Source organism: Streptomyces sp. NPDC093544 (assembly GCF_040683495.1).
GTDB lineage: Bacteria > Actinomycetota > Actinomycetes > Streptomycetales > Streptomycetaceae > Streptomyces.
The window spans coordinates 39,901-55,736 of sequence record NZ_JBFBEA010000023.1 but is presented as its reverse complement, the minus strand read 5'-3'; the positions used below and the strand labels follow the sequence as shown (position 1 = coordinate 55,736).

The 15,836-nt window shown below is 71.2% G+C and carries 13 protein-coding genes; 4 read left to right on the top strand and 9 right to left on the bottom strand.

Going from position 1 to position 15,836, the window contains the following annotated elements; genetic code table 11:
- Positions 1-64: 64 nt before the first annotated feature.
- Positions 65-1,639 carry a protein kinase gene (locus AB0N66_RS31115; protein ID WP_365441257.1) on the bottom strand — a complete coding sequence of 525 codons (1,575 nt, stop codon included), beginning with the start codon at positions 1,637-1,639 and terminating at the stop codon, positions 65-67.
- 390 nt (positions 1,640-2,029) lie between these two features.
- Between AB0N66_RS31115 and AB0N66_RS31110 the strand changes: the two genes are divergently transcribed.
- Entirely contained in the window at positions 2,030-3,682 is a 1,653-nt protein-coding gene (locus AB0N66_RS31110; protein WP_365441255.1) for a protein kinase, read from the top strand.
- 81 nt (positions 3,683-3,763) lie between these two features.
- Here AB0N66_RS31110 and AB0N66_RS31105 read toward each other — a convergent pair whose 3' ends face one another.
- Positions 3,764-4,306 (bottom strand): bacterial proteasome activator family protein, encoded by a 543-nt coding sequence (locus AB0N66_RS31105; protein ID WP_365441253.1) that lies wholly within the window; start codon positions 4,304-4,306, stop codon positions 3,764-3,766.
- 157 nt (positions 4,307-4,463) lie between these two features.
- Here AB0N66_RS31105 and AB0N66_RS31100 point away from each other — a divergent pair, with 157 nt between their 5' ends.
- The gene (locus tag AB0N66_RS31100; protein ID WP_365441251.1) at positions 4,464-4,925 is read left to right on the top strand and encodes a hypothetical protein; all 462 of its coding nucleotides are present in this window, start codon (positions 4,464-4,466) and stop codon (positions 4,923-4,925) included.
- A 71-nt stretch (positions 4,926-4,996) separates the two neighbouring features.
- Here the strand turns inward: AB0N66_RS31100 and AB0N66_RS31095 are convergent, their stop codons facing one another.
- Positions 4,997-5,977 (bottom strand): NAD(P)H-quinone oxidoreductase, encoded by a 981-nt coding sequence (locus AB0N66_RS31095; protein ID WP_365441249.1) that lies wholly within the window; start codon positions 5,975-5,977, stop codon positions 4,997-4,999.
- 218 nt (positions 5,978-6,195) lie between these two features.
- On the opposite strand from AB0N66_RS31095, the gene AB0N66_RS31090 reads away from it, so the two are divergent.
- Positions 6,196-7,239 (top strand): ATP-binding cassette domain-containing protein, encoded by a 1,044-nt coding sequence (locus AB0N66_RS31090; protein ID WP_365441247.1) that lies wholly within the window; start codon positions 6,196-6,198, stop codon positions 7,237-7,239.
- Positions 7,236-8,084: an ABC transporter permease gene (locus AB0N66_RS31085; protein ID WP_365441245.1), complete on the top strand. Its 849-nt coding sequence runs from the start codon at positions 7,236-7,238 to the stop codon at positions 8,082-8,084. The genes AB0N66_RS31090 and AB0N66_RS31085 overlap by 4 nt, the downstream gene beginning before the upstream one ends.
- A gap of 69 nt (positions 8,085-8,153) precedes the next feature.
- Here the strand turns inward: AB0N66_RS31085 and AB0N66_RS31080 are convergent, their stop codons facing one another.
- The 6 genes from AB0N66_RS31080 to pdhA all read right to left on the bottom strand — a co-directional run bounded on the left by AB0N66_RS31080 (position 8,154) and on the right by pdhA (position 15,748).
- Positions 8,154-9,251 (bottom strand): potassium channel family protein, encoded by a 1,098-nt coding sequence (locus AB0N66_RS31080; protein WP_365441243.1) that lies wholly within the window; start codon positions 9,249-9,251, stop codon positions 8,154-8,156.
- Positions 9,248-10,762, bottom strand: a complete 1,515-nt coding sequence (locus tag AB0N66_RS31075; RefSeq protein WP_365441241.1) for a molybdopterin molybdotransferase MoeA — start codon at positions 10,760-10,762, stop codon at positions 9,248-9,250. Before AB0N66_RS31075 ends, AB0N66_RS31080 begins: the two co-directional genes overlap by 4 nt.
- A complete protein-coding gene (locus AB0N66_RS31070; RefSeq protein ID WP_365441239.1) occupies positions 10,759-11,874 on the bottom strand; it encodes a DUF6457 domain-containing protein in 1,116 nt (371 codons plus the stop codon). Before AB0N66_RS31070 ends, AB0N66_RS31075 begins: the two co-directional genes overlap by 4 nt.
- Positions 11,875-11,937: 63 nt before the next feature.
- Positions 11,938-13,530, bottom strand: a complete 1,593-nt coding sequence (locus AB0N66_RS31065; RefSeq protein ID WP_365441237.1) for a dihydrolipoamide acetyltransferase family protein — start codon at positions 13,528-13,530, stop codon at positions 11,938-11,940.
- A complete protein-coding gene (locus AB0N66_RS31060) occupies positions 13,530-14,534 on the bottom strand; it encodes an alpha-ketoacid dehydrogenase subunit beta (RefSeq protein WP_365441235.1) in 1,005 nt (334 codons plus the stop codon). Before AB0N66_RS31060 ends, AB0N66_RS31065 begins: the two co-directional genes overlap by 1 nt.
- The gene (pdhA, locus tag AB0N66_RS31055) at positions 14,531-15,748 is read right to left on the bottom strand and encodes a pyruvate dehydrogenase (acetyl-transferring) E1 component subunit alpha (protein ID WP_365441233.1); all 1,218 of its coding nucleotides are present in this window, start codon (positions 15,746-15,748) and stop codon (positions 14,531-14,533) included. The genes AB0N66_RS31060 and pdhA overlap by 4 nt, the downstream gene beginning before the upstream one ends.
- Positions 15,749-15,836 lie beyond the last annotated feature (88 nt).

Genomic DNA, 15,836 nt, shown 5'->3' with positions numbered 1-15,836 from the left:
TGCACGCGCGCGTGGAGCCCGTTTTGGGCCGCACGCGCGCGTGGAGGGTGTTTCGCCCGCCGGGTCAGTTGCCGGTCAGGCCGCCCGGGGGGCCACCGGTGACGCCCCCGGGGTCCGTCGGCTCCTCCGTCACCGGGTCCGTCGGCTCCGTGGTGGTCGGCTCGTCCGTCGGCTCCGTGGTGGTCGGCGTCGTCTCGCTCGGCTCGTCCGAGGGCTCGTCCGACGGCTCACTGCTGTAACTCGGAGACGGCGTGTACGACGGTGTGTAGCCCGAGCCGGAGCCCGTGCTGTTGTCGTTGTCCGTCGATTCGTCGGTGGGGTCGTTCGTGGCCTCGTCGCTGGGGGTCGCGCTGGAGTCGCTGCCCTCGGTGGCCGACGACGACGTCGTGGGCGACTGCGTCGTGCCGGCCCCGCCGTCACCGCCACCGGCGCTGTTGAGCGCGAACGCGACACCCGCCGCGATGGCGATCACCGCGAGGACCGCGAGGATCCACAGCTTGCCGCGGCCGCCGCCCTTGTTGCCGTGCCCCTCGAAGCCGCCGTCGTCCCCGCCGCCGTACCCGCTCGGCAGGATCGGCTGCGGGATCTGCGACGTGCCGGAGTCGCCGGGATGCGGCAGCGCGGCCGTACCGGCGAAGCCCGCCGCCGGGGTGCGCTGTCCGCCGTGCATGTCGACAGGGCCCGTGTTCCAGGTGCCGGTGTGGCTGCCCTGGTCGTACAGCATCTGAAGCCCGTACTGGACGAGCCCGCGCATCTCCTCCGCGGTCTGGAACCGGTCGTCCGGCTCCTTCGCGAGGGAGCGCATGACCAGCCCGTCGAGCTCCGGCGGCGCCGCGTCGGAGACCTCGGAGGGGGGCACCGGGATGTCCTGGACGTGCTGGTACACCACGGACAGCGGCGTCTCACCGGTGAACGGGGGCCGCAGCGCGAGGAGTTCGTAGAGCAGGCAGCCCGTCGCGTACAGGTCGGAGCGGTGGTCGACGGCCTTGCCGAGCGCCTGCTCGGGGGAGAGGTACTGCGGCGTGCCCATGACCATGCCGGTCTGGGTCATCGTCGACTGCGCGCCGTGCAGGGCGCGCGCGATGCCGAAGTCCATCACCTTGACCGCGCCGGTCTCCGTGATGATCACGTTCGCCGGCTTGATGTCGCGGTGCACGATGCCGTGCTGGTGCGAGTAGGCGAGCGCCTCCAGGACACCGGAGACGATGATCAGCGCCTGCTCCGGCCCGGGGGCCTCGGCGTTGATCAGCAGGTCGCGGATCGTGTGGCCCTCGACGATCTCCATCACGATGTACGGGACGACCCGGGAGCCGACCGCGTCCTCGCCGGAGTCGTACACGGCGACGACCGCGTGGTGGTTGAGGCCGGCGACCGACTGGGCCTCGCGTGTGAAACGGGCCTTGGAGACCGGGTCCTCGGCCAGGTCGGAGCGGAGCAGCTTTACCGCGACGGTGCGTCCCAGGCGTACGTCCTCGGCCGCGAACACCTCGGCCATGCCGCCCCGGCCCAGCCTGTGGGTGAGCCGATACCGGCCATCGCCGACCAGCCCGCCGTTACCCCACAGCTCCGGCGCATCCGACATACCGCCGCCAGTCGCCTCGGGGTCGGACGGGCCCTGAGCGCGCTGCTGCTGTGCCATCAGTCCTCGCCGTCGTTTCTACCCGCGGTCTGCGCGGTGGTTGTCACGGTCTCCGTCGGGCCACGCTACAGGCTCCGCGCAAGGCTCCGGTCCGAGACGGAAGTGGGATGGATCGGCCATCCAACCCGTCGCGGGTACCCGCGTGCAAATCCTGTGTACCGGCCGTACGGCACCTGTAACGCTTCCGCGACGCTTCTTTCTCAGACGGTCACGGAACGGGCACCGAACTTGACGTGTCAGTGCCCTCGGGCAGACTTGGCCGGGAATGAGCCAATCGATCACTGAACTCCGGCCGATCACCGGGCAGATCACATCATCGATCACGACAATCGAGTCACGGACCGCGGGAGCCATCAGCAGCTGCCGCCGCGCCGATGGGGGACGCAGAAGATGAGCCAGGACGGCGCACAGGGCCGGTACGCGGGGCGTGCGGTCGCCGGCGGCCGCTACCAGCTGCGTGATCTGCTCGGCGAGGGCGGCATGGCCTCGGTCCATCTCGCGTACGACTCGGTGCTCGACCGCCAGGTCGCCATCAAGACGCTGCACACCGAGCTCGGCCGCGAGCAGGCCTTCCGCGAGCGGTTCCGCCGCGAGGCCCAGTCGGTGGCGAAGCTCACGCACACGAACATCGTCTCGGTCTTCGACACCGGCGAGGACCTCCTGGACGGCATGACGACGCCGTACATCGTCATGGAGTACGTCGAGGGCCGCCCGCTCGGGTCGGTGCTCGACCAGGACATCGCGCAGTACGGCGCCATGCCCGCGGACAAGGCCCTCAAGATCACCGCGGATGTGCTGGCCGCCCTGGAGATCAGCCACGAGATGAGCCTGGTCCACCGGGACATCAAGCCGGGCAACGTGATGATGACCAAGCGCGGCGTCGTCAAGGTGATGGACTTCGGCATCGCCCGCGCCATGCAGTCCGGTGTCACCTCGATGACCCAGACCGGAATGGTCGTCGGCACACCGCAGTACCTCTCGCCGGAGCAGGCCCTCGGCAGAGCCGTGGACGCCAGGTCCGACCTGTACTCCGTCGGCATCATGCTCTTCCAACTCACCACCGGCCGACTGCCGTTCGAGGCGGACTCGCCGCTGGCCATCGCGTACGCGCATGTCCAGGAGGAGCCGGTCGCGCCCTCCTCGGTCAACCGCTCGCTGCCCCCGGCCGTGGACGCGCTGATCGCCCGCGCGCTGAAGAAGAACCCGAACGAGCGGTTTCCCAGCGCCGAGGCGATGCGCGACGAGTGCCTGCGCGTCGCCCACTCACTGCACGCCGCCGCGCCGAGCATCGTGCCGGGCGCCCGCACGTCGAGCGGCGCGGGCGTCGCCTCCGCGGTCTTCCCGCCCGTCGACCAGGCCGCTCCGGCGCCAGGTCCGGTCCAGACGCCTTACCAGCCGGGTGCCTACGGTCCGCCGACGCCCGCACCCACCCCGCACCCGACTCCGGCTCCGTCGTACGGCTATCCGCAGCAGGGCGGCTATCTGACACCGCCGGTGGCCTCGGCATACTCCCCGCAGCAGGGCGTCTCCACCCCTCCGCCGTACAACCTGACGCCCCAGTACCCGACTTCCCAGCCGGGCGGCCCCGGGGGCGACCGCAAGAGCGCCAAGGGGGTTGTCGTCGGCTCGATCGTGGTCGCGGTCGTCGCGGTCGGCGGCCTGATCGCGGCGCTGGCGCTGTACAGCGGAATCGGCGACGACGACACGGGCGGCGGCAGCGAGGCCAGCCAGTCGCCTTCCGTGGTGGCGGGCCACAAGGGGCCGGACACGACGAAGACCATCGAGACGGAGAAGTGCACGGAGCCGGAGGAGTCGTACAACGACGAGAAGAAGATCCAGGTCCCGGACTTCTCCTACAAGTACCTCAAGTCGGTCAAGTCCTGCTTCCAGGCCGCGGGTTGGCAGATGAAGATCGAATATGTCGACGAGAACACCTACGGCGAGGGCACGGTCATGGACCAGTTCCCCTCCGAAGGCACGGATGTCGACCCGGCGGACATGCCCGAGATCGAGCTGAAGGTGTCGACGGGTAATCCGTCCTGATCCGCGGCCTGATCGAGGTACGAAAAAGCCCGGCACCTTCGTGCCGGGCTCGTTTCGTTGTCCGGGTGCGGCTGCCGGGGGTTACAGGTACGGTCCGCCCGAGCGGCCGCCCGTGCGGGGGTCCTCGTCCTCCTCCGCGCCGCCGGCGCCCGGCGGAAGGGCTCGGCGCATCGACTCCAACTGTGCCCTCGCCGCCATCTGCTGGGCGAAGAGCGTGGTCTGGATCCCGTGGAAGAGGCCCTCCAGCCAGCCCACCAACTGTGCCTGTGCGATGCGCAGTTCGGCGTCCGAGGGAATCGCCTCGTCCGTGAACGGAAGGGAGAGCCGCTCCAACTCGTCGACCAGGTCGGGGGCCAGGCCGTCCTCCAGTTCCTTCACGGAACTCGCGTGGATCTCCTTCAGCCGGACGCGGCTCGCCTCGTCCAGAGGTGCTGCACGCACCTCCTCAAGCAGCTGCTTGATCATGCTTCCGATGCGCATCACCTTGGCGGGCTGTTCCACCATCTCCGTCACCGGGATCTCGCGGGAGTCCTCGTCTCCGGCGCCACCGAGAGCCATTCCGTCCTGGCCCAGGACCAGGATCTGAGGGTTCTCCGGCGACCGTTCGTTCCTCGGCATCTCCATGCCGCCCATTGTCTCGCACTCGTCCACCGCGGCACCCCCCGGCCCAAGTCCTCCGAGGCACCGTGAGCAAAGGGAGCAGCCGAGATGCCGGGGCAAAGGGGGCATGTGAGGCTTGACCCACTGATCATGGACTCCTCACCGGGAGGGGGTCACGGGCGTGACTCCATGGCTCCGCGCGCTGCACGTGGCGGGACTGCTGCTGACCCTGACGACCGGGGCGGCGGCGCCTTCGTACGCCGCCTCGTACGCCGCCGCACACGCCCTTTCGTACGGCCCTTTGTACGCCCCTTTGTACGCCCCCGACCCCAGCGCCGATGCCTCCCGTGCGGGGAGCGTGCCGGGTGAGGGCCGTGCGCGGCCCGGGCGCGAGGAGCCCGGGCGGCAGTCGGAGACCGGGCCCGCGGACCCGACGTACACGGATCGCGACCCCGCCGTCCCGGAGGCGAGCGCCGCCTCCGAGCCGTCGCAGGCTGCCGTGATCCCCGTACGGCAGAGCGTCGGCCGCACCGGAGGCACCCCGGCACCGGTACTCCAGATCGTGCCGCTGGGCAGCGGGCTGATCCTCATCGGGCTGGGTCTGGGGCTGGCGTTCCTCGCCCTGCGCATCCGGCGCGGCTGAACCGCTCGGGAGGCGCGCCCCCCCTGGGAAGCGCGCGGCAGAAACGCCCGAGCGACGCGCCTCCTAGGGAGCTAGGGAGCGACCAGCAGCACCTTCCCGATGTGTCCGCTGCCCTCCAGCACCCGATGCCCCTCCGCCGCGTCGTTCATCGGCAGCTCACGGTCGACGACCGGGCGTACGTGTCCGGAGGCGAGCAGCGGCCACACATGCTCGCGTACGGCCGCCACGATCGCCGCCTTCTCACCCAGCGGGCGGACGCGCAGCGAGGTCGCGGTGACGGCGGCACGCTTGTGGAGGAGGGTGGCGATGTTCAGCTCGCCCTTGATGCCGCCCTGCATGCCGATGATCGCGAGCCGTCCGTTGACAGCCAGTGCCTGGACGTTCCGGTCCAGGTACTTGGCACCCATGTTGTCGAGGATGACGTCGGCGCCCGCGCCGTCGGTGGCCCGCTTGATCTCCTCGACGAAGTCCTGCTCGCGGTAGTTGACCAGGATGTCCGCGCCCAGTTCGGCGCAGAAGTCGAGCTTCTCCTTGGTGCCCGCCGTGACCGCGGCCCGCGCGCCGACGGCCTTCGCCAGCTGGATCGCCATGGTGCCGATACCGCTGGAGCCGCCGTGCACGAGCAGGGTCTCGGCAGGCCGGAGATGGGACACCATGAAGACGTTCGACCAGACGGTGCAGGTCACCTCGGGCAGCGCGGCGGCCTGCTTGAGGTCGATGCCCTCGGGCACGGGCAGCAGCTGACCGGCCGGAACGGCGACTTTCTCGGCGTATCCGCCGCCCGCGAGCAGCGCGCACACCTCGTCGCCGACCGCCCACCCGGAGACACCGGGGCCGAGCTCGACAATGCGCCCCGAGCACTCGAGACCGGGGTACGGGGACGCGCCGGGCGGCGGGTTGTAGAGGCCTTGCCGTTGCAGCAGGTCAGCACGGTTGACAGCGCTGGCCACCACCTCGACCAGCACTTCGCCCTCACCGGCCACCGGATCCGGGACCTCGTCCCACACCAGCGCCTCGGGCCCACCAGGTTCAGGAATCGTGATCGCGTACATGAGGGGGACGCTACTCCTCGCGGTAAATGAGATGCGCGGATCCTCCGGTAGAGGCACGGTGTAGGCAAAGGGAACGTAAAGTCAGGGCCCTGGCGGCGGATGGCCGCGCGACCAGCGGAGACGGACAACTGCGCGAATTGCTCATGCGGCGGGCGATGAGTTCGCGCCACGGCAGCGGTCTCCCTTGCGTAGCCACGCACCCGGAAGGACACCGAGACATGAGCGCACTCAGCGCACCGAGCACACCGACATCCGGTCTGGCCATCGAGACCGCGGGTCTGGTGAAGACGTTCGGCGAAACCCGGGCCGTCGACGGCGTAGACCTCGCCGTGCCCGCCGGCACGGTCTACGGCGTCCTCGGCCCGAACGGCGCCGGCAAGACGACCACCGTGAAGATGCTGGCCACCCTGCTGCGCCCCGACGGCGGCCAGGCACACGTCTTCGGCCACGATGTCGTACGGGAGGCCGACCGGGTCCGCGAAAGAGTCAGCCTGACCGGCCAGTACGCGTCCGTGGACGAGGACCTGACCGGCAACGAGAACCTGGTGCTGCTCGGCCGCCTCCTCGGGCATCACAAGCGGGCGGCGGCGATCCGCTCGGCCCAGCTCCTGGAAGCCTTCGGGCTGAGCGAGGCGGCGGGCAAGCAGGTCAAGCACTACTCGGGCGGTATGCGGCGCCGTATCGACATCGCCGCCTCCATCCTCAACACCCCCGACCTGCTCTTCCTCGACGAGCCGACCACCGGCCTCGATCCGCGCAGCCGCAACCAGGTGTGGGACATCGTGCGCGCGGTCGTCGCCCAGGGCACCACCGTGCTGCTCACCACGCAGTACCTGGACGAGGCCGACCAGTTGGCGTCCCGGATCGCGGTGATCGACAAGGGCAAGGTGATCGCCGAGGGGACGAAGGGCGAGCTGAAGGCGTCCGTCGGCGCCGGTTCCGTACATCTGCGGCTGCGCGATCCGGCGCAGCGCCCGCAGGCGCAGGAGGTGCTGCGCATCGCCCTCGACGTCGAGGTTCAGCTGGAGCCGGATCCGGTGGCGCTGACGGCCCGTGTCGGTGCGGGCGCCGCCAATGGCCGGGGCGCGGCGGAACAGGCCGCTCGGGCGCTCGCCGAGCTGGCCCGCACCGGCGTGATCGTCGACAACTTCTCGCTGGGACAGCCCAGCCTGGACGAGGTCTTCCTCGCCCTCACCGGACACGTGACCGACCCCGAGGCTCCCGCGGCCGACGACACCATGGACAAGGAGGCGGCGGTATGAGCACCGTGACGACCACCGAGAGCCAGGATCTCGCCCCCGTCAGCGCCGAGTCGCTGGCCGAGCTCCTCATCAGCAAGGACCGTCCGCCGCGGCCCAGTGCCCTGTCGGCGTCACTGACCTTCGGCTGGCGGGCGATCCTCAAGATCAAGCACGTGCCCGAGCAGCTCTTCGACGTCACCGCGTTCCCGATCATGATGGTGCTGATGTACACGTACCTCTTCGGCGGTGCACTGGCCGGATCGCCCAAGGAGTACATCCAGTTCCTGCTGCCGGGCATCCTGGTGATGTCGGTCGTGATGATCACGATGTACACGGGTGTCTCGGTCAACACGGACATCGAGAAGGGCGTCTTCGACCGCTTCCGTACGCTGCCGATCTGGCGGCCGTCGGTGATGGTCGGCTATCTCCTCGGCGACGCCCTGCGCTACACGATGGCCTCAGCGGTGATGCTCGTCGTCGGCGTGATCCTCGGCTACCGTCCGGACGGCGGAGTCCTCGGCGTGGTCGCCGGGATCGCGCTGCTGCTGGTCTTCTCGTTCGCGTTCTCGTGGATCTGGACCATGTTCGGACTGCTGCTGCGCACCGAGAAGTCGGTGATGGGCGTCAGCATGATGGTGATCTTCCCGCTGACCTTCCTCTCGAACGTCTTCGTCGACCCGAAGACCATGCCCGGCTGGCTCCAGGCCTTCGTCAACAACAGCCCGATCACCCATGTGTCCTCGGCGGTACGCGGCCTGATGGCGGGCGACTGGCCGGCGGCGGAGGTCGCCTGGTCGCTGGGCTGGGCAGGACTGCTCGTGCTGGTCTTCGGACCGATCACGATGCGGCTGTACAACCGCAAGTGACCCGCTGATGCACCGCTGATAGACGCTGTCAGACCGCTGATAGACCGTTTGCAGACCGCCGGCAGTCCTCTATTCCGTACGGAGTCGATGGGCGTCGGGTGCCACATGGGTACCCGGCGTCACCCGCACGATCGTGATGAGCCGGTCCGTCAACTGCAGTGTCCCGATGGCCGGATCGTCGTATCCGAGCACCCGGTGCCCCCGTACGACACTCACCACCAGGTCGTCCGTCTCCCGTGCGCCCTTGCCGACCTCGGCCTTTATGACCGGCCGCTCCACGATGTCGAGCCCACTGCCCTGCTGGATGAGGTCCTCCATGACCATGCCCGCGGCGGGACTGAGCACGGAGAGCCCGAGCAGCCGCCCGGCCGCGCTGGCGCTGGTGATCACGGCATCCGCGCCGGACTGGCGCAGCAGCGGCGCGTTCTCCTCCTCCCGCACCGCGGCGACGATCTTCGCCCTGCTGTTGAGCTGCCGCGCGGTCAGTGTGACCAGCACGGCCGTGTCGTCCCGCTGGGTGGCGATGATGATCTGGCGCGCCTTGCTCACCTCGGCCCGCACCAGCACTTCGCTGCGCGTGGCGTCCCCGATGACCCCCGCATACCCGTCGGCCGTCGCCGCGTCGACCACCTTGGAGTTGGGGTCGACGACCACGACCTGCTCCTTCTTCAGCCCGGTCGCACAGACGGTCTCAATGGCCGACCGCCCTTTGGTACCGAAGCCGACAACGACGGTGTGATCTCGCAAGGCCGCCCTCCAGCGGTTCTGCCGCCATTCCTCGCGGGTGCGTTCCGTGAGGACTTCGAGCGTGGTGCCGACCAGGATGATCAAGAACAGCACCCGCAGCGGCGTGATGAGGAAGATGTTGGTGAGCCGGGCGCCGTCGCTGACCGGGGTGATGTCGCCGTATCCGGTGGTGGAGAGGGTGACCGTCGCGTAGTAGAACGCGTCGAGGAGGTCGACGGCGCCGTCCGAGTTGTCGTTGTAGCCGTCGCGGTCGACCCACACGATGAACGCCGTGGCGGCGAGCACCAGCAGGGCCATCGCCACTCGCTTGCCGACCTGAAGGATCGGCCGTTCCACGACGTTCTTCGGGAGTTTCACCCGATGGGTCACGAGGTGTTCGTCCGCCTGGCGGGCAATCGCGTCATGGCCCGGTTGTTTCACGTGAAACACACCCCGATTCCTGCCGCGGCCCAGGGCAGATCAAGGAGCTCCAGCTCCTGACCCGCGCGGGCACCGCCCGGCGGTACGACCGCGAGGGCGTCGGCCGCCGCGATGCCACGCAGCATCGCGGGGCCGTTGTAGTGCAGCGGCACGGCCCGGTCGGCGCGCAGGACGACGGGAACGAGCCGGGTGTCGTACGGGTGCCCGTGCACGGCTTCCTTGAGAGGCAGCGTGTACGACTCCGCCGCCGCACGTCCGGCGAGGATGCGCAGCAGGGGTTCGGCGAGCGTGAGCAGCCCGGAGACGGCCGCGAGGGGGTTGCCCGGCAGGCCGACGAGGTACTGGTTCTGCTTGATGCGGGCCAGGAGCATGGGGTGGCCCGGGCGCACCTTGACGCCGTCGATGAGGAGTTCGGCGCCGATACGCCCCAGGGTGGGGTGGACATGGTCGACGGGACCGGCCGCGGTACCGCCGGTGGTGATGATCAGGTCGGCTGCGGAGCTGGTGATGGCCCGTTGCAGGGCCTTGGCGTCGTCACCGAGCCTGCGCACCGCGACGACCTCGGCGCCGATCGCGCGCAGCCAGGGCGGCAGCATCGGGCCGAGAGCGTCCCGGATCAGCCCCTCCTGGGGCAGCCCCTCGGTGAGCAACTCGTCGCCGAGCACGAGGACTTCGACGCGCGGCCGGGGGATGACGGCAAGCGTGTCGTACCCGGCGGCCGCGGCGAGACCCAGCACGGCGGGCGTGACCAGCGCGCCGACCGGCAGGAGTTGGTCGCCACTGCGGCACTCCTGGCCGCGCGGCCGGATGTCCTGCCCGTGCACGACATGGGCGATCGCCCCTGCCCGGCCGGAGCCGGGAGCCTGGGGGAGGGCCGCGTGCAGCCGCCCCTTGTCGTCGATGCGTCCGTGCTCACTGCGCAGTACGGCGGTGGCGTCCTGCGGGACACGCGCGCCGGTGGCGATCCGCACCGCCTCGCCATCGGTGAGCGCCGCGGGCTGCGCATGCCCGGCGAGCACCCCTCCTTCGCGTACGTCCCAGGGCCCGGGCCCGGCGACCGCCCAGCCGTCCATCGCCGAGGTGTCGAAGGAGGGAAGGTCCGAGAGCGCGGTGAGGGGGGCGGCGATGACCAGGCCGAGGGAGGCGTCCAGGGGTACCGAGACGGCGGCGGGGCGGGGGAGGGAACGGGCGGCTCGCTCGGCGGTGGTGCGGGCCTGCGGCCAGGGGGTGGCTTCATGGCGGACGCCGTGGTCGCTGCGGTGATCTCCGTGGCCGCCGCCGCTGTGGTCGCCGTGGCCGCTGTTGGCGGTGTGCGCGTGGGGCTCGCCCTGTGGAGTGGCCACGGGGGTGGCGGGCGTGCCCGAGCGGTCCCGGGCAGCACTGTTCCCAGGGCCCGGCTCGCCCGAGGCGCGGGCGCTGCCTTCCTTGACCAGCGCCAGCACCTCCTCCACGTCGAGGTCGTCGAGACCGCCGGCGTCCTGGCTGGCCCGGGTGCCGCGCGCGGCGGTCATCCGGCGTCCGGCCGGGCGTCGGAACCCGTGCCGGATCCGGCTGCGGGACCTTCTGCGGGACCCGTCTCCGGCTTGACGTCTGCGGCCTCCTCGTCGGCCCAGCGGAGCGCCAGTGCGGCGGCCTTGCGGGAGGCCTCGGCGACCGCCTCGGGGCCTCCCCCGGCCCGCGCGGCCGCGTACCCCACGAGGAACGTGGTCAGCGGCGCGGCAGGCCGGGCCACACCGTGCGCGGCGTCGCGAGCCAAATCGAGCAGGACGCCGATGTCGACGTCCAGATCGATGCCCAGTTCGTCCTTGACTGCGGAAATCCATTCATCCAACACGTGCCCATGCTCCCTGATACGTGCCCGGGCGGCGGCGATGTCGTCCCAGGTGTCGCAGTCGAAGGACGCGACGGGGTCGGAGATTCGGATGAGATCGAGCGCGGCGATGAGCCGCCGGAGCGGCAGCCCGGCCAGACCGCCGCCCGCGGCGGAGCCGCGGATGGACGCGGCGGCGCTGGAACCCTTGGTGGACGCGGCGGTGGCGGGCCCTTCGTTGGACGCGCCGGTGACGGGTCCGTTGATGGACGCGGCTGTGGCGGATCCGTTGATGGACGCGGCGGCGAGCGAGTCCAACTCCCGCCGCAGCGCCCGCACTCGGTACGCGGCAACGAGCGGCTGGTCCTTGCCCTCGGGGTCGACGAGCAGGACGCCTTCAGGGCCGCTCGGCTTCCCTTCTGCGTCCTCCGGGTCGGCGGTGCTCGCCTGAAGGGCCTCCGTCAGTCGCCGTACCGTCCCCGCCTCCAGGAACGGCAGGTCGGCGGAGAGCACGACGACGTACTCCGCGGTGGTGTGCCGCAGCCCGGCGTCGAGCGCGGCGAGCGGTCCCCCGCCGGGCGGATCCTCCCGGGCCCACACCACGGGGCGGGCGGTGGACCGGGGTTCGGCCACCACCACCGTGGTGACGGCATCGGCGCAGGCGGCGAGCACCCGGTCGAGCAGCGCCCGGCCGCCCACCCGCACCGCGGGTTTGTCCACCCCGCCGAGCCGCCGCGCGGCGCCTCCGGCGAGCACGACGGCGTCGTACGGGATACCGGCGCCGGGCGCGCCCGGGGCCTCGTACGCGTTCATCCCCCGAGTATGAGCGCCCGAAGGATCATTGCCACCCCCTGAGCAGCATGTGGACAGGGGCAGTCACAAGGTCCGCAGCAGCACCGCCGGCTGTTCCACGCAGTCCGCCACATAGCGCAGGAAGCCGCCCGCCGTGCCGCCGTCGCACACCCGGTGGTCGAAGGTGAGCGAGAGCTGCACGACCTGCCGTACCGCCAGCTCGCCCTGGTGCACCCAGGGCTTGGGGGCGATCCGGCCGACGCCGAGCATGGCCGCCTCGGGGTGGTTGATGATCGGCGTGGAGCCGTCGACCCCGAACACCCCGTAGTTGTTCAGCGTGAAGGTGCCGCCCGTGAGGTCCCTGGGTGTCAGCGTCCCGGTCCGGGCGGCCTCGGTCAGCCGCGCGAACTCCGCGCTCAGCGACTCGGCGTCGCGGGCGTGCGCGTCCCGTACGACGGGTACGACGAGCCCCCGCTCGGTCTGCGCCGCGAAACCCAGGTGCACCTGGTCGAGTTGGACGACCTCGCGGGCCTCCATGTCGACCGTCGAGTTGAGCTCCGGGTGGCGGGCCAGCGCCGCGGTGCAGATCCGGGCGAGCAGCGCCAGGAGGGAGATCTTCGGGCCGCCGGCGGAATTCATCGCCGCGCGCGCGTGCATGAGTTCCGTGGCGTCGGCGTCCACCCAGCAGGTCGCGTCGGGTATCTCGCGACGGCTGCGGGAGAGTTTGTCGGCGACGATTCCGCGGATGCCTCGCAGGGGGATGCGGGTGCCGTGCGGGGCGGCGGGCCGGGGGGCGGCGGCCGGGTCGAGCGCGGTCGCCGGCTGGGACTGGGGTGCTCCCATGGGCGCGACAGGCCCGTGGCCGACGGCCGGTGCCCGGAGGGATTCCGCGGCGGGGGGCATCCGCAGTTGGCCGGTTGCCGCCGCGCGCAGCGCGTACTCGACATCCGCCCGCAGGATCAGCCCGTCGGGCCCGGAGCCCTCCAACTCGCGCAGATCCACGCCGTTCTCCCGCGCGAGCCGCCGTACGAGCGGAGAGATGACCGGCACGGGACCGTCCCCGTACACCGCGACGCCGCCGTGATCACCGTGATTGCCGTGATCACCGTCGGCCGGGCGGTCCCGGACATCCGTACCCGCGCCGTACCGGCCGTCGGGAACCGCGTGGTCCCCGTCGCCGGAACTCGCGGCGGGACCGTCCCCGGCGAGTCCGAGCCCACGCGCCCCGTTCGCGGCGGCCACCACGCCACCGGCATCCGCGGGAGCGCCCGGCCGCGCACCTGTGGGGGTCCCGGGCGCCCGGGATCCCGGCGCACCCGTCGTGTCCGACGGCCGCACCCGCCTCCGCCGTGCCGGAGGCGCCCCGGTGCCGTAACCGACGAGCACGTTCCCGGATCCCTCGTCGACCTCGTCACCCTCGCCGGGGGCGGACGCGCCCACGGCGACGGTCAACAGGGGGGCGCCCACGGGCAGTTCCGCGCCCTCCTCGCCGAAGCGGGCGGTGACCACACCCCCGTACGGGCATGGGACGTCGACCATCGCCTTGGCGGTCTCGACCTCGACGACGAGCTGGTCGACGGCGACTACCTCGCCGACCTCGACCAGCCAGCGGACGATCAACGCCTCGGTGAGTCCCTCCCCGAGGTCGGGAAGCCTGAACTCCAACACTTGGGCCATCAGCTCTCCGCCTCCCATTGCAGACGCCCCACGGCGTCCAGGATCCGGTCGACGCCAGGCAGGTGGTGCCGTTCCAGCATCGGCGGCGGATACGGGATGTCGAACCCGGCCACGCGCAGCACCGGCGCCTCCAGGTGATGGAAGCAGCGTTCGGTGATCCGCGCGGCGATTTCCCCGCCAGGGCCGCCATACCCACCCGACTCGTGTACGACGACCGCGCGCCCGGTCCGCCGTACCGAAGCCGACACCGTCTCGTCGTCGAACGGCACCAGGGAGCGCAGATCGACGACTTCGAGGTCCCAGCCCTCGGCCCGCGCCGCCTCGGCGGCTTCGAGGCAGACGGGCACGGACGGCCCGTACGTGACGAGCGTGGCGCTCCGGCCGGAGCGCCGCACCATCGCGCGGCCTATCGGCTGAACGGCCGGCGGCTCGTCCGGGTTCCAGGAATCCTTCGACCAGTACAGCCGCTTGGGTTCCAGGAAGACGACCGGGTCGTCGGAGGCGATGGCGGCGCGCAGCAGACCGTAGGCGTCGGCGACCGTCGCGGGCGTGACGACATGGAGCCCCGGAGTCGCCATGTAGTACGCCTCGGAGGAGTCGCTGTGATGCTCGACGCCGCCGATGCCGCCGCCGTAGGGGACACGGATCGTGATCGGCAGCGGCATCGCGCCGCGGGTGCGGTTGCGCATCTTCGCGACGTGGCTGATCAGCTGCTCGAACGCCGGGTAGGCGAACGCGTCGAACTGCATCTCCACGACCGGCCGCAGCCCGTACATGGCCATGCCGACGGCTGTCCCGAGGATGCCCGCCTCGGCCAGCGGTGTGTCCGTGACGCGGTCCTCGCCGAACTCCTTGGCGAGCCCGTCGGTGACCCGGAAGACGCCGCCGAGGGTGCCGACGTCCTCACCCATCACGTGCACGGCCGGGTCGGCCGCCATCGCGTCGCGCAGCGCACGCCCGAGGGCCTGCGCCATGGTGGCCGGTTTCAGGGCAACGGTCGTCATCGCCCGGCTCCTTCTGAGCCGCGTGCCTCGCCTGCCCCGTGCGCGTCGGCTGACCCATGCACGTCGGCCGACCCGTGCTCCTCGACCGGCCCGTGTTCCTCGGCCGCCAGCTCCGCGCGCAGTTGCGCCTCCTGCTCACGCAGTTGCGGTGTGGGCTCGGCATACACATGGGCGAACAGATCCATGGGGTCGAGCACCGGGTCCTGGTTCATACGCTCACGCAGATCCGCGGCCATCGTCTCGGCGTCCTCGCGCGCGGCCCGTACGGCTTCCTCGTCGAGCAGCCCGCGCTCGGTCAACTCGCGCTCCAGGAGCGCGATCGGGTCGTGTGCGCGCCAGGTCTCCACCTCGGAGGCCACGCGATAGCGGGTGGCGTCGTCGGCGTTGGTGTGGGCGTCGATGCGGTACGTCACCGCCTCGACGAGTGTCGGACCGCCCCCCTCGCGCGCGCGGCGGACGGCTTCGCTCAGCACCTCGTGCACGGCCGCCGCGTCGTTGCCGTCGACCAGACGGCCCGGCATCCCGTAGCCGACCGCCTTGTGGGCCAGCGACGGGGCGGCGGTCTGCTTGGCGAGCGGTACGGAGATGGCGAAGCCGTTGTTCTGGACGAGGAAGACGACCGGGGCCTGCCAGACGGCGGCGAAGTTCAGTGCCTCGTGGAAGTCGCCCTCGCTGGTGCCGCCGTCGCCGACCATCGCCAGGGCGACGACGTCATCGCCCTTGAGGCGGGCGGCGTGCGCGAGGCCCACGGCGTGCGGAAGCTGGGTCGCGAGGGGGGTGGAGAGGGGCGCGACCCGGTGCTCACGGGGGTCGTAGCCGGTGTGCCAGTCGCCGCGCAGGAGGGTGAGCGCCTGGACCGGGTCGAGGCCGCGGGCGACGGCCGCGAGGGTGTCGCGATAGCTGGGGAAGAGCCAGTCGCGGTCCTCCAGGGCGAGCGCCGCGGCGACCTCGCAGGCCTCCTGACCCGTGCTGGAGGGGTACACGGCGAGGCGGCCCTGCTTGGTGAGGGCGGTGGCCTGCGTGTTGTAGCGGCGGCCGCGCACCAGTTCCGCGTACAGACGGCGCAGCAGACCCGGGTCGACCTGCGCGGCTGCCTCGGTGCCGAGCACGCGGTACGGCAGCGCGTCGGGCAGCAGCGGCGCAGGGTCGATGCGGGGCTGCCAGGCGGGCGGCGGCGTTGGCCGGTAAGCGCCTCGCTGCTCCATGACCGTCATGACGGCACCTCCTCGTGGGAGACGGCTCCAGGCGCGTCACGGTTGTGATGCGCCTCACCTACCGATTGTTCGGTCGTCGGCACATTTT

What these genes read in the sequence shown, in the direction of transcription:
- AB0N66_RS31115 (WP_365441257.1), bottom strand. Translation starts at nt 1,639, where the DNA reads ATGGCACAGCAGCAGCGCGCTCAGGGCCCGTCCGACCCCGAGGCGACT.
- AB0N66_RS31110 (WP_365441255.1), top strand. Translation starts at nt 2,030, where the DNA reads ATGAGCCAGGACGGCGCACAGGGCCGGTACGCGGGGCGTGCGGTCGCC.
- AB0N66_RS31105 (WP_365441253.1), bottom strand. Translation starts at nt 4,306, where the DNA reads ATGGAGATGCCGAGGAACGAACGGTCGCCGGAGAACCCTCAGATCCTG.
- AB0N66_RS31095 (WP_365441249.1), bottom strand. Translation starts at nt 5,977, where the DNA reads ATGTACGCGATCACGATTCCTGAACCTGGTGGGCCCGAGGCGCTGGTG.
- AB0N66_RS31090 (WP_365441247.1), top strand. Translation starts at nt 6,196, where the DNA reads ATGAGCGCACTCAGCGCACCGAGCACACCGACATCCGGTCTGGCCATC.
- AB0N66_RS31085 (WP_365441245.1), top strand. Translation starts at nt 7,236, where the DNA reads ATGAGCACCGTGACGACCACCGAGAGCCAGGATCTCGCCCCCGTCAGC.
- AB0N66_RS31075 (WP_365441241.1), bottom strand. Translation starts at nt 10,762, where the DNA reads ATGACCGCCGCGCGCGGCACCCGGGCCAGCCAGGACGCCGGCGGTCTC.
- AB0N66_RS31070 (WP_365441239.1), bottom strand. Translation starts at nt 11,874, where the DNA reads ATGAACGCGTACGAGGCCCCGGGCGCGCCCGGCGCCGGTATCCCGTAC.
- AB0N66_RS31065 (WP_365441237.1), bottom strand. Translation starts at nt 13,530, where the DNA reads ATGGCCCAAGTGTTGGAGTTCAGGCTTCCCGACCTCGGGGAGGGACTC.
- AB0N66_RS31060 (WP_365441235.1), bottom strand. Translation starts at nt 14,534, where the DNA reads ATGACGACCGTTGCCCTGAAACCGGCCACCATGGCGCAGGCCCTCGGG.
- pdhA (WP_365441233.1), bottom strand. Translation starts at nt 15,748, where the DNA reads ATGACGGTCATGGAGCAGCGAGGCGCTTACCGGCCAACGCCGCCGCCC.